Annotated in this window: 12 protein-coding genes; 5 read left to right on the top strand and 7 right to left on the bottom strand. The window is 72.2% G+C overall.

What is annotated here, in order from left to right; translation table 11 throughout:
• The first annotated feature begins 26 nt into the window (after positions 1–26).
• Both DEJ33_RS09960 and DEJ33_RS09955 read left to right on the top strand, forming a co-directional pair.
• Entirely contained in the window at positions 27–1205 is a 1179-nt protein-coding gene (locus DEJ33_RS09960; RefSeq protein ID WP_220034472.1) for a Fic family protein, read from the top strand.
• Between the two features lie 200 nt (positions 1206–1405).
• Entirely contained in the window at positions 1406–2629 is a 1224-nt protein-coding gene (locus DEJ33_RS09955; RefSeq protein ID WP_111194871.1) for an MFS transporter, read from the top strand.
• A 13-nt stretch (positions 2630–2642) separates the two neighbouring features.
• On the opposite strand, the gene mnhG is transcribed toward DEJ33_RS09955, so the two are convergent.
• The 7 genes from mnhG to DEJ33_RS09920 all read right to left on the bottom strand — a co-directional run bounded on the left by mnhG (position 2643) and on the right by DEJ33_RS09920 (position 10021).
• Complete coding sequence (gene mnhG, locus DEJ33_RS09950; RefSeq protein ID WP_111076828.1) at positions 2643–3005, bottom strand: monovalent cation/H(+) antiporter subunit G; 363 nt, start codon at positions 3003–3005, stop codon at positions 2643–2645.
• Positions 3002–3400 carry a hypothetical protein gene (locus tag DEJ33_RS09945; RefSeq protein WP_181432842.1) on the bottom strand — a complete coding sequence of 133 codons (399 nt, stop codon included), beginning with the start codon at positions 3398–3400 and terminating at the stop codon, positions 3002–3004. Before DEJ33_RS09945 ends, mnhG begins: the two co-directional genes overlap by 4 nt.
• On the bottom strand, positions 3397–3978 hold the full coding sequence (locus tag DEJ33_RS09940) for a Na+/H+ antiporter subunit E (RefSeq protein ID WP_111194870.1): 582 nt from the start codon (positions 3976–3978) through the stop codon (positions 3397–3399). Before DEJ33_RS09940 ends, DEJ33_RS09945 begins: the two co-directional genes overlap by 4 nt.
• Positions 3975–5708 carry a Na+/H+ antiporter subunit D gene (locus DEJ33_RS09935; protein WP_111194869.1) on the bottom strand — a complete coding sequence of 578 codons (1734 nt, stop codon included), beginning with the start codon at positions 5706–5708 and terminating at the stop codon, positions 3975–3977. The genes DEJ33_RS09940 and DEJ33_RS09935 overlap by 4 nt, the downstream gene beginning before the upstream one ends.
• Positions 5705–6187: a Na(+)/H(+) antiporter subunit C gene (locus tag DEJ33_RS09930; protein ID WP_111194868.1), complete on the bottom strand. Its 483-nt coding sequence runs from the start codon at positions 6185–6187 to the stop codon at positions 5705–5707. Before DEJ33_RS09930 ends, DEJ33_RS09935 begins: the two co-directional genes overlap by 4 nt.
• Positions 6184–9054, bottom strand: a complete 2871-nt coding sequence (locus tag DEJ33_RS09925) for a Na+/H+ antiporter subunit A (protein WP_111194867.1) — start codon at positions 9052–9054, stop codon at positions 6184–6186. Before DEJ33_RS09925 ends, DEJ33_RS09930 begins: the two co-directional genes overlap by 4 nt.
• A 163-nt stretch (positions 9055–9217) precedes the next feature.
• Complete coding sequence (locus DEJ33_RS09920; protein WP_111194898.1) at positions 9218–10021, bottom strand: SDR family NAD(P)-dependent oxidoreductase; 804 nt, start codon at positions 10019–10021, stop codon at positions 9218–9220.
• Positions 10022–10073: 52 nt separating this feature from the next.
• Between DEJ33_RS09920 and DEJ33_RS09915 the strand changes: the two genes are divergently transcribed.
• The 3 genes from DEJ33_RS09915 (at position 10074) to DEJ33_RS09905 (ending at position 12516) form a co-directional block, all read left to right on the top strand.
• Positions 10074–10841 (top strand): SDR family oxidoreductase, encoded by a 768-nt coding sequence (locus tag DEJ33_RS09915; RefSeq protein ID WP_111194866.1) that lies wholly within the window; start codon positions 10074–10076, stop codon positions 10839–10841.
• A 73-nt stretch (positions 10842–10914) separates the two neighbouring features.
• Positions 10915–11544, top strand: a complete 630-nt coding sequence (locus DEJ33_RS09910; RefSeq protein ID WP_111076821.1) for a DedA family protein — start codon at positions 10915–10917, stop codon at positions 11542–11544.
• Positions 11545–11613: 69 nt separating this feature from the next.
• A complete protein-coding gene (locus tag DEJ33_RS09905) occupies positions 11614–12516 on the top strand; it encodes an SMP-30/gluconolactonase/LRE family protein (RefSeq protein ID WP_258378144.1) in 903 nt (300 codons plus the stop codon).
• Positions 12517–12523 lie beyond the last annotated feature (7 nt).

Raw genomic sequence — 12523 nt, 5'->3', positions numbered from 1 at the left:
AGCCCACGCAGTGACAGGAGGACGACATGGGATGGCCCGCCGTCGACTCCGAAGAGCTGTGGTTCGAGTCCCGGTACGCCGGATTCGGCGTCGCCGCGAGCCGACGATCCAGCGTCGGGCATGCGTACAGCGCTGCCGTCCCGCCGCTCATCGTCGACCTCGACCCGGTGGTGTCGTCCGCGACGGCCGCCGTGGTCGACGATGCGACGGAGGCCCTGGTCCGCTTCGATGCGGGCCTCGGTGGCGAGATCGCTGCATTCGCGCCGCTCCTGATGCGCTCCGAAGCCGCGGCTTCCTCGCAGATCGAACACCTCACCGCGAGTGCGCGAGCCGTCTTCACCGCTGAGCTCGGCGACACGTCGCGGCAGAACGCTGCACAGATCGTCGCCAACACGCGTGCGATGCAGGCGGCGCTCGACCTGGCGGACGAACTCACGCCGGAGACGGTCCTCGCGATGCACGCCGCGCTCCTCCTTGGCGATCCGCACCACGACGCCGGAGCGTGGCGGGACGAACCGGTCTGGATCGGACGGGCCGCGGACAGTCCTCGGGATGCGGAGTTCGTCGCGCCCCGAGCCGACCGCGTCCCGGTGCTGATCGACGACGTCATGCGGTTCGCGCGGCGGTCCGACCTGCCACGGCTCGTCCAGATCGCCGTCGCGCACGCGCAGTTCGAAACGATCCACCCGTTCACCGACGGCAACGGCCGGACCGGGCGGGCGCTGATGCAGGCGATGTTCCGCGGAACCGGACTGACGAGGAACGTGACCATCCCCGTCTCCGCCGGCCTGTTGACCGACACCGCTGGGTACCACGCAGCCCTCGACTCGTACCGCGCGGGTGACGTCGAGGCGATCGTCCTCGCCACCGCCGAAGCGTGCTTCCGAGCGGTGCACAACGCCACGGTCCTGGTGGACGAGGTGCACGCGGTGCGTGAGCGCTGGCGGGAGACGGTCCGGTCCCGGAGCGATTCCGCAGTGTGGCGCGTCCTCGAGGTGATCGCCCGTCAGCCGGTCGTCACCGCGGCGACACTGGGAGTCGAGCTCGGGCCGTCCGTGAACGTCTACCGGGCCCTCGACACCCTCATCGCGGCCGGCGTGCTGCAGGCGAAGTCCGAGTACTCGCTGCGTTCGCGGGTCTACCGCAGTGACGATGTCCTCCGCGCCCTCGACGCCTTCGCGGCTCGCGCCGGCCGCCGCGGCTGACAGCTGCGCTCGCTCTGACGGAGGAGCGCCGGACGGGAGGCTCGGTGCCGGACCCTGGGTGAGCCTCCCGTCCGGCAGGTACAGTGGACGGGCAAACCAGCAACAACCGTGTATCTACCGGACGCCGGCACCCCGGCGGACAGCGGCGGCACCCGATGGGTCCGCTCCACACGAGTGGGCCGAGAAGGCACACCCCCACCATGCTCCAGGCGCGTTCCTCCGGCGCTTCCCTGATCGCCCTCGCCGGGCGGTCCTACTTCCCCATCGCCTTCGTGGCGCGACTGCCGTTCGCGATGATGGTCGTCGGCGTGCTGACGCTCGTCGTCGCCGCACGCGACTCGGTCGCCCTCGGTGGCATCAACTCGGCCTCGGTCGGCATCGGCTCGGCGCTGTTCGGGCCGCTCGTCGGCGCCGCCGCGGACAAGTACGGGCAGCGCGCCGTGCTGGTGCCCGTCGGCCTGGCCAACGCCGTCCTGCTCGGGGCGCTGCCCTTCGTCGTGCAGGGCAGCGCCCCGGACCTGGCCGTCCTGGCGATGTCGTTCCTCATCGGGGCGAGCGCACCCCAGGTGGCGCCGATGTCCCGCACCCGGCTCGTCGCGATCATCCGGAACCGGATGGAACCGAATCGGCACGAGCGGGTCCTCAGCGGCACCATGGCGTACGAGTCCGCCGCTGACGAGACCGTCTTCATCGTCGGACCGTTCCTGGTCGGCGTCCTCGCGAGCGCCATCGCGCCGTGGGTCGCCGTCGCCGGTGCCTCGGTGCTGACGTTCGTGTTCGTCACCGCGTTCGCCCTGCACCCGACCGGTCGCCTGACCCTCGGGCATGCGTCCGACCCGCGTCCGGCACCGGCCCGGCAGCTCCTGCGGCCCCGACTGGTGGTGGTCGTCGTCGGCATCCTCGGCATCGGGTTCTTCTTCGGGTCGACGCTGACCGCGCTGACCGCGTTCATGGCCGACCACGGTGGGTCCTCGCGGGCCGGGTTGCTCTACGGCCTGATGGGCATCGGCTCGGCCGGGCTCGCGCTCGGGTCGGCGGCGTTCCCGCGGGCCTTCCGGCTCGGTTGGCGCTGGCTGCTGTTCGGCGTGGTGCTGCTGGCATCCGCGATCGTCTTCGCCACCGTGGACTCCGTGCTCGCGGTCGGGATCGTCCTCGCCGTGATGGGCATCGGCATCGGCCCCACCCTCGTCACCCAGTACAGCCTGGGCTCGGACCGGTCGCCGGTGGGCCGTTCGGCGACCACCATGACGATCCTCGGCTCGGCGGTCATCGTCGGGCAGTCGATCGCGAGTGCGGTCGTCGGTGAGGTCGCCGAGCGTGCCGGCACCCCGGCCGCGATGGCGTTCCCGGCGTTCTCGGCCGCCGTCGTCGTGCTGGCCGGTGCGGCCAACCTGGTGCTGTCCCGCCGGGACGCGCTGCGCTGACCCCGCTCCGCCGTCACTCCGTGTCGTCGACCAGCAGGTCCTCGTGCCGGTAGTCGCCCGAGCGCAGTCCGGCGCGGGCGATCATGTGCGTCGACACCGGCACGAGCGCGAGCTGGAACACCATCGCCGGGATCACCATCCACAGCACGGACCAGGTCCACACCGCGACGACGACGGCCGCCAGGCAGCAGGCGAGACCGAGGACCTGCGGCTTCGACATCGCGTGCAGTCGGACCAGCGGGTCGGGGAACCGGACGATGCCGATCGCCGCGCCGAGTGACAGCGCAGCCCCGACGAGCAGCAGCGCGAGGGCGATCCACGCTCGGATGCCGGCGTCGTCGAGGAACGCCTGGAGCATGTCCGTCATCTCGGTCATCGCTGCCCTCCCGCGCTGTGGCCGTCGTCGGTGGTGTGCGCGTCGTCCGCAGCCTCTTCGTCTGCTGCCTGCACCGCGTGCTCGGGGGTGGTCGCGTCCATGCCCTCGTCCTCGGGGTCGGTCGACGGGGTGACCGCGCGCGCGACGGCGACGGTCGCGAAGACGCTCGTCGCGGCGATCACGACGAGCACCGGCACGGCGCTCGCGTCCTGGCGGACGACGATCGATGCGGCGATCACGAGCAGGACGGTGGTGAGCACCATGTCGGACCCGATCATCCGGTCGAGGATGGTGGGGCCGCGGACGATCCGGCCGACCGCGAGGACGAGGGTCGCGCCGAGCAACGCCAGGACCAGGGCGATCCCGACCGCCATGACGACGACGGCGGCGCTCACCGGACCACCTCGGGCAGCGGTTCGGACAGCTCGGAGACGTCCTGCGCCGACCCGATCGCACGGATCACGAGCGCCTCGATCCGGTGCGCTTCCCGTCGGGCGGCGTCCACCTGCTCGGGGCGCTCGGTGTCGAGCACGTGGAGGAGCAGGCGTCGACGGCGCAGGTCCTCGTCGATGACGTAGGAGCCGGGGACGAGTGAGATCGCGATGGTGGACAGCGTGAAGGTCATCTCCGACGTGGTGTGCAGTTGGACGAGGACGATCGAGCTCTTCCGGACTCCTCGTGGCCGGACCGCGACCCAGGCGACCCGGAACGACGCGAGCACGACGTACCCGGCCCAGACCAGCAGGAACCACACGACGTGCACGATCGAGAACCGTGCCGACAGCGGGACCGGCGGCAGCGGCAGCGACTGGGTGACGAGCAGCGCGACGACGACGCCGCAGAGCAACGTGAGCGGTGTCCAGTTCCCCCAGAGCAGCGCCCACAGCACCGTGAGCCCGGCGACGAGCGGCACGTCGTAGCGCCACGCCAGCGCCATCCGGCGGGCGTTCGTGAAGCGTCGGTCGTCGGTCATCGTGTCTCAACCCCGAGGACGGCCTGCACGTAGCGGTCCGGCGACTCGAGGGACTCAGCCGCACGCGTCGCGTAGCCGTAGAGGGGCCCGGCGAGGACGGTGAGGGCGACCGACCCGAGGACGGCGACGGTGGTCACGACGACGAGCATCGGCGGCAGCTTCGACCGCGCGTGCTCGGTCGACGGTGCGTCGCCGTGGTCCTGGGCGTCCGACCGCGTCGGGTCGTCGAGCGTCGCGACCGAGCCGTCCCCGGCCGGGGCGCGGACGACCGCGGCCGGCGCACCGGTGTCGGACGGGCCTCCTGTCCGGCCCTCGGTCTCCGTCTCGGGGACCGTGACCGGCGCGGGTTCCGGTGCACGCAGGTGCTCGTGCGGCTCGGCGACACTGGCGTGCGGGGCGGCGGCCTCGGCGGCCGGCTTGGGGCGCCAGAAGGCCGCGTCCCAGACGCGCATCAGCGCGTACAGGGTCAGGAGGCTCGTCACGACCCCGGCGCCGATCGTCACGAACGCGAGTGGTGAGCCGTCCTCGGCCGCGGCGCGGAACAGGCCGAGCTTGCCGATGAAGCCGGAGAACGGTGGGATGCCGCCGAGATTGAACGCCGGGACCAGGTAGAGGGCCGCGAGCAGGGGCGCCGCCTTGAGCAGGCCACCGAGGGAGCGCGTCGAGGTCGTGCCGCCGACCCGTTCCATGAGGCCGGAGACGAGGAACAGCGTGGTCTGCACGACGATGTGGTGCACCGTGTAGAACACCGCGGCCGCGGTGCCGACCACCGAACCGAGTCCGATGCCCATCACCATGAACCCGATGTGACTGATGAGCGTGAAGGACAGCAGCCGTTTCACGTCGGTCTGCGACACCGCGCCGAGCACCCCGACCACCATCGTCAACACGGCGACGACGAGCAGGACCCCGTTCAACTGCGGTCCGGGGAAGATGATCGTCTCGAGCCGGATGATCGCGTAGATCCCGACCTTCGTGAGCAGACCAGCGAACACCGCGGTGACCGGCGCCGGGGCGGTCGGGTACGAATCCGGCAGCCAGAACGCCAGCGGGAACACGGCGGCCTTGATGCCGAACCCGATGAGCAGCATGGTGTGCAGCAGCAGCTGGACGTGGTCCGGCAGCTCCGCCACCCGCTGACTGATCTGCGCGATGTTCACGGTGCCGGTCGCGCCGTAGACCAGGCCGATGGCGGCGAGGAAGATCGACGACGCGATCAGGCTCGTCACGATGTAGGTGGTTCCGGCGCGGACCCGCTGCACACTGCCACCGACGGTGATGAGCACGTAGCTCGCCACGAGCAGCATCTCGAACGCCACGTACAGGTTGAACAGGTCGCCCGCGATGAACGAGTCGAGCACGCCCGCCGCCAGCACCAGGTACGTCGGGTAGAAGATCGTGACCGGGGCGTCCTCATCGTCGTCGGCCAGGCCCTGCCCGATGGAGAACAGCAGGACGACGAGCAGCACCGAACTCGACACCGTCAGGAGCAGGGCGCTCAACCGGTCGACGACGAGCGAGATGCCGTACGGAGCCTGCCAGCCGCCGACCTGCACGACGATGGTGCCGTGCCGGTCGACCAGCACCATGAGCGTGACGGCCACCGCGACCGCGATGACGAGCACCGCGACCGTGATGGCGCGCTGCAGCTGCTGGTGGCGGAGGAGTCCGAGGGCGACGGCGGCTCCGAGGAGCGGGACGAGGACCAGGAGCGGGACGAGGAAGGTCACGGCGCGGGCCTGCTCTCGGTCGGGTGTGGGGCCGTTTCGTGCGGGTCGTCCGCGTCCTCGGGGGACTTCGGGTCGTGTCGTCGGGGGCTGTCGTCCTCGGCGAGCTCGGGGTCGTCGTCGGCGGGGTCGGCGCGGTCGGTGCGGATCGCGACGTCGGCCTCGTCCACCTCGACCTCGTCCGCACGCGACAGCCGCCAGGAGCGGTGGATGAGGGCCAGCAGGAACGCGCTGACCGCGAAGGTGATGACGATCGCGGTGAGGGCGAACGCCTGGGGCAGCGGGTCCGTGATCCCCTCGGCGGACTTGCCGATCGGCGGGTCACCGGCCGCGCCGGACATCGTCAGCAGCAGCAGGTTCAGGGCGTTGCCGAGGAGCAGGAACCCGAGCAGCATCCGGGTCAGGGACCGTTCGAGGAGCAGGTAGACGCCGCACGAGAACAGCACGGCCATCGCGATGACGAGGACGAGGGTGACGGTCATGCGGGTCCCTCCAGGGTGTCGGCGGTGGGGACGCGCCGGTCCTCGAGGCGCTGTCGGTCGACCTCGGCCCCGAGCGAGCGGAGCACGTCGAGCACGAGTCCGACCACGACCAGGTACACGCCGATGTCGAAGAACGTGGCGGTGACGAACTCGACGTGGCCGAGGACCGGGACGGTGGCCTCGAAGAACTCGGAGTACAGGGCGTCCTTGCCGAAGAACATCGGCGTGATCGCGGTGATGCCCGCCGTGGCGACCCCGAGGCCGAGCAGTCGCCCGGCACGGATCGGTGCCGCGGCCCCGAGTTCCGCCGGGCCCCCGGCCAGATACCGGGCGGCGAGGGCGACACCGGCGACGAGACCGCCCGCGAAGCCACCACCGGCCGAGTTGTGTCCAGCGAAGAGCAGGTAGACCGACAGCACGACGAGCCCGTGGAACAGCAGGCGGACGACGATGTCGAGCAGTGCCGAGCGTCCGGTCGGGATCGCGGCGCTCGTCGGCAGCCAGGCCCGCGGCTCGCCGTCGGCCCGGTCGTCACCGCTCGCGACCGAGGCCGGCATGTCCCGGAGTCGCGGCAGGGTGTCCTCCCGCGACCGCACGAAGATCAGGCTCGCGACACCGGTCGCCGCGGCCACGACGACGGTCAGCTCGCCCAGGGTGTCCCAGCCGCGCAGGTCGACGAGGGCGACGTTGACGACGTTGAGGCCGTGCCCGAAGGAGCTGGTCAGCGCCGGCAGGTCGGGCCAGAGCGGCTCGGCGGTGCGGGCGGACGCGGCGACGACGACCACGATCGCCAGGGTCAGGCCGGCGAGGGCGGCGAACAGTGCCCGGAGCACCCGGAAGCGCGACGGGTTGGCGGTGCCGATGCGCGGGGGCAGGCGACGCAGCACGAGGACGAACGCGATCAGGGTCACGGTCTCGACGACGAGCTGGGTGAGCGCGAGGTCGACGGCGCCGTGCAGCAGGAACAGGATCGCGGTGCCGTACCCGGTCACGCCGACCAGGACGGCTGCGGCGAAGCGGGTCTTCGCGGCGAGGACGGCGATCGCGGCCATCGCCATCACGACGACGACGGGCAGCTGGCCCCAGGTGTCGGCGAACCGGATGTGGAAGGCCCAGGGACCGCCGACGACCAGGTTGGCGAGGGCGCCGGCGACGAACACCGACAGGATCACGGTCAGGTAGTAGGGCAGCGAACCGCGCTGCAGGCTGGCGGTCAGCCAGGTCGCGAACCGGTCGAGCCCGCGCATCATCCGTCGGTAGTTCGCGGACGCCGAGGGGGAGCCGGCCAGGCGGTGCTGCACGGCCTCGACCCGCGTGCGGAGCAGGAACAGGACGCCACCGCCGACCAGGGTCAGGGCGGAGATGCCGAGCGCCGGCTCGAACCCGTGCCAGAGCGCCAGGTGCGGGACCTTGCCGCTGCCGTGCCGTGCGGCGGTGGCGGCGGACTCGAAGCCGTGCGCGACGAACGGGGTGGCGAGCCCGAGGACGAGCCCCGCGACGCCGAGCACCGTCGGGACGACCCAGAGCCCGTGCAGCGCGTGCGGCTCGGTCTGGGCGACCCCGGACTTGCGGGCGAAGGTGCCCCAGAAGAACCGGCACGAGTAGGCGACGGTCAGGATCGAACCGATCGTGACACCGACGAGTGCGACCCAGGCCCACCCGGCGTCCGCACCGTGCAGTTCCTCGAGGAAGCCGCCGAGCACGGCCTCCTTCGCGACGAAGCCGATGAGCGGCGGGATGCCGGCCATCGACGCCAGCGCGAGCACTGCGACGGCGGCGAGCCCGGGTAGACGGCGTCCGACACCGCTGAGCTTCCAGAGGTCCCGGGTCCCGGCGACGTGGTCGACCGTGCCGACGACCAGGAACAGCGTGGACTTGAACGTGGCGTGGGCGACGAGCAGGACGACCCCACCGAGGGCGATCTCCGGTACACCCCATCCGGCGGCGAGCACCAGGAACCCGAGCTGGGCGACCGTTCCGTACGCGAGCAGCAGCTTGAGGTCGGTCTGCCGCAGGGCCCGGTACCCGCCGACGAGCATGCCGAGCACCCCGAGCACCGTGATCGTCTCGCGCCAGCCGTCGAGCAGCGCGAAGGCCGGGGCCAGCCGGGCGACCAGGTAGATGCCGGCCTTGACCATCGCGGCGGCGTGCAGGTAGGCGCTGACCGGGGTCGGCGCGGCCATCGCGGCGGGCAGCCAGAAGTGGAACGGCACGATCGCCGACTTCGTCAGCGCACCGACCAGGACGAGCATGACGGACACCGAGACGGCCGTGCCGGTCGGGGGGGCGGCGATGATCCCGGACAGCGACGTGGTGCCGGCGGCGACCGAGATCACGACGAGCCCGGCGAGCATCGCGAGCCCACCGGCGGTGGTGACGACGAGGGCCTGCATGGCCGCGGCCCGGCTGGCCCGCTTCACGGCGTCGTGCCCGATGAGCAGGTAGGAGAAGACCGTCGTGGCCTCCCACAGGACGAACAGCACGATGACGTCGTCCGCGATCACCAGGCCGTACATCGACCCGGCGAAGGCGGTCAGGACGCCGGCGAACCGACCGAGCCCGGGCTCGTCGTCGGGGAAGTACGAGGCGCAGTAGACGAGCACGAGCGCGCCGACCACGGTGACCACGAGGGCGAGCACCCACGACAGGGCGTCCACCCGGAACGCCAGGTCGAGTGCGAGCTGTGGGATCCAGCGCACGCGTTCCGTGACGCCGTCGCCGAGTGCCGGAGCGGTCTGGGTCAGGGTGAGGACCGCGGCCGCGGTGGGGGCGAGGGCGGCGACGAAGAAGACGCGACGCCCCAGCAGGGGGGTGAGTGCGGGGACGACGAGTGCGATGACGCCGAACGCGATGAGGACGGTGAACACAGGGGCACCTCCTCGGGGGTCGGGCTGCAGTCCGGCTCTCTTGGCACCTCACAGCCTACGGAGAGCCGCATGCGCAGATCCTGTGCGACCGGACAGGTCCGTCACGGTGGTCCAGACTGCCTCCGACTCTGCCCGCTCGCGGAGGCGACCGCCCGGGTCCGGATCAGCCCTCGTACGCCCGCGACGGGATCTGGGTCGCGAGCTTGCCGCCCGACACGTCGAGCAGCGTCCCCGTCACGTACCCGGCCAGGTCGCTCGCCAGGAAGAGCAGCACGTCCGCCACGTCGTCCGGCGTCTCCCACCGCCGGATCGACAGCGTGTCGAGCAGCCGGTCCTGTGCGGCGGCCGGCATGGTCGCGAAGCCGTTCATCGCGGTCGGCACCATCCCCGGCGCGTACGCGTTGACAGTGATGCCCCACGGCCCGAGCTCGGATGCCAGGACCCGGGTGAACTGCACGACCGCCGCCTTCGACGCCGCGTAGGCCGCGCTCCCCACGCTCGGCACGATCGCCGCGAAGGACGCCGCGTTGATGATCCGGCCGCGCCCCGCCCGCTGCATGACGGGCGCCACCGCCTGGCTCATGAGGAGGGTGCCGCCGAGGTTCACGTCCATGCACCGTTGCCAGGCATCCCACTCCAGGTCGACCACCCGTCCCTCGACGTTGATCCCCGCGTTGTTGACGAGGACGTCGACGGTGCCGTGCCGGGCCACCACCTCGTCCACCGCGGCGCGCACCGACTCCGGGTCGGTGACGTCGCAGGCGAGAACCTCGAGCGGGTGGGCGGCGCCCGGGACGCTGGGCGGGCCTCCCGGCTGGTCGTCCGCCGCGCGGTCCGCGAGCGCCGCCGCCAGGTCGAGCGCGACCACGTGCGCGCCCTCGAGGCGGAACCGCTCCGCGATGGTCCGGCCGATCCCGCGGGCGGCGCCGGTGACGACCACCACCCGGTCGCTGAGGTCGAGGTGCATCGGTCGCTCCTTCGGGGCGTTCGTCGACGCCGACGCGTCTACTGTCCCACCCATGACGGACGACGGCACGGCGGACCAGCGCACGACGGACCAGCCGGCGACGGACGACCGCGTCCTGTGGGTCACGGGCGGCGGCAGCGGCATGGGTGCCGCGGCCGCGCAGGTGGCGGCACGGTCGGGCTGGAGGCTCGTCCTCAGCGGGCGTCGCACCGACCGTCTCGACACGGTCGCCGCCGGCATCCGCGCCGCGGGCGGCACCGCTGACGTCCTGCCCCTCGACGCCACCGACCCGGACGCCGTCGCCACGGCCCGCGACACCCTCCTCGGACGGCACGGTCGGATCGACGGGCTCGTCCTGTCGGCCGGGCTGAACTCCCCACGGCGGCGGTGGGACGACCAGTCGATGACCGACCTCCGGGCCGTGATCGACACGAACCTGACCGCGGTGGTGCAGGTCGTCGACGCGGCGCTCCCCGCCCTCCGGCGCTCCGGCGGGGTCGTGGTCGTCGTCTCCTCGTACGCGGGGTGGTCGTCGCAGCCGGGCGCGGGCGTGGCGTACTCGGCGAGCAAGACGGCCCTCGGCCCGGTCGTCCGCACGCTCAACCAGCAGGAGGCGCACCACGGTGTCCGGGCCACGCACCTCTGCCCGGGGGACGTCGCGACGGACTTCCTCGACCAGCGCCCGAGCGTGCCGGACGCCGCGGCACGTGCCGTGATGCTCACGCCGGAGGACGTCGGCCGTGCCGTCGGGTTCGTGCTGTCCGCCCCGGCACACGTGCGGATCGACGAGCTCGTGCTCTCCCCGGTGTCGCAGCGCTGAGCGGGCGCGGTCCGGCGCAGGACCTGGGATGATCGACAGTGGTGCGTCCGACTCGTGCCGTGGAGGGTGACCGGTGGACGCAGCAGAACAGGTGGTGCTGCAGCTCGTCGGCACCCCGTGGGCGTTCCTGGTCGTCGGCCTGGTGCTCGCCGTCGGCAGCATCGCGGTCTTCCTGCCCAGCCAGGCGATGGTCGTCGCGATCGGCACGCTCCTGGTCGGCGGTGACGGCGGACTCCTGCCGGTGCTGCTGCTGATCGTCGCGGCCACGATCGGCATGGTGCTCGGCGACCTCGCGCTCTACCAGCTGGCCCGGTCGGTCGACCTCGGCTCGAGGTCCTGGTTCGCGCGGCCCAAGGTCAGGAAGGCGCGGGAGGCCATCGACGAGCGTTACCGCGCCGCCCCCGGTCGCATCGCAGTGCTCGGGAGGTTCATCCCGATGGGCCGCCTCACCACGAACCTCGTCGGTGCCGACAGCGGTCTGGACGTCCGGCGCTTCCTGCTCAGCTGCGCGCTCGCCGACGTCGTCTGGGCCGCCTACTGCGTCGGGATCGCTGCGGCGACCGGGCACTGGAGCCGGGACCAGCCGTTCCTCGTGACCGTGCTGGCCGTGGTGGCGTCGATCCTGCTCGGGTTCGGCATCTCCGCGGTCGAGAAGGCCCTGCGGCGACGGAGCGCGGCGGCCGCGGCGGCCGCGACGGTCTGATCCGTCGGGGGCGCCGGCGCACCGGGGTGCGCGCGCACTAGCGTGGTCGCACCGTTCGAAGGAGAACCCGTGCCGAGCCTCACCGACCTCGTCCCCGACCCCACCGCGCTCGAGACCCTGCACGCCGGCAGCACGTGGGCCGAGGGGCCGTGCTGGATCCCGGCCACCAGGACGCTCCGGTGGTCGGACATCCCCGGAGACCGCATCCTGCAGTGGTCCGCCACGGACGGCACGGTGTCGGTGTACGCCGACGGGGTCGAGTTCACCAACGGCCGGACCCTCGACCCCGACGGTTCGGTGGTGCAGTGCTCGCACGGACACCGGCGGGTCGAGCGTGACCGGGACGGCGTCGTCACGCCGATCACGACGCGGTGGGGTGCGGTCGCCTACAACTCCCCGAACGACGTCGTCGTCGCCCGCGACGGCAGCGTCTGGTTCACCGACCCGGCCTACGGCATCACGCAGCCGCGCGAAGGCCACCCCGGGGAGCGTGAGTACGGCGACCACTGGGTGTTCCGCTGCGGCCCGGCCGGCGAGGACCTGCGCCCGGTCGTCCTCGACGTCGACGAACCGAACGGGCTCGCGTTCTCACCCGACGAGCGCGTCCTGTACGTGGCGAGCTCGGACGGCGACCGCCCGGTGATCCGCGCCTACGACGTCGTCACGGACGGTCCGGCGGCGTCCGGGGTGCCCGGGGTGCGGGTGAAGAACGGCCGCGACCTGGTGCGCTTCGCACCGGGCGAGGGTGTGCCGGACGGTCTCCGCGTCGACGAGGACGGCCGGATCTGGACCTCCGCCGCGGTCGGGGTGTTCGTGTACACGCCGGACGGCACCCGGATCGGGACCGTCCCGGTGCCCGAGGTCGTCGCGAACCTGTGCTTCGGCGGCGACGACGGCCGCGACCTCTTCGTCACCGCGACGACCTCGGTGCACCGCATCCGGACGACCACCCGGGACGCTGCCCGCCGCTGACGTATCC

This window comes from Curtobacterium sp. MCPF17_047, assembly GCF_003234045.1.
Taxonomy (GTDB): Bacteria; Actinomycetota; Actinomycetes; order Actinomycetales; family Microbacteriaceae; genus Curtobacterium.
The sequence above is the reverse complement of the archived record's forward strand: the minus strand, read 5'-3'. Positions and strand labels throughout refer to the sequence as shown.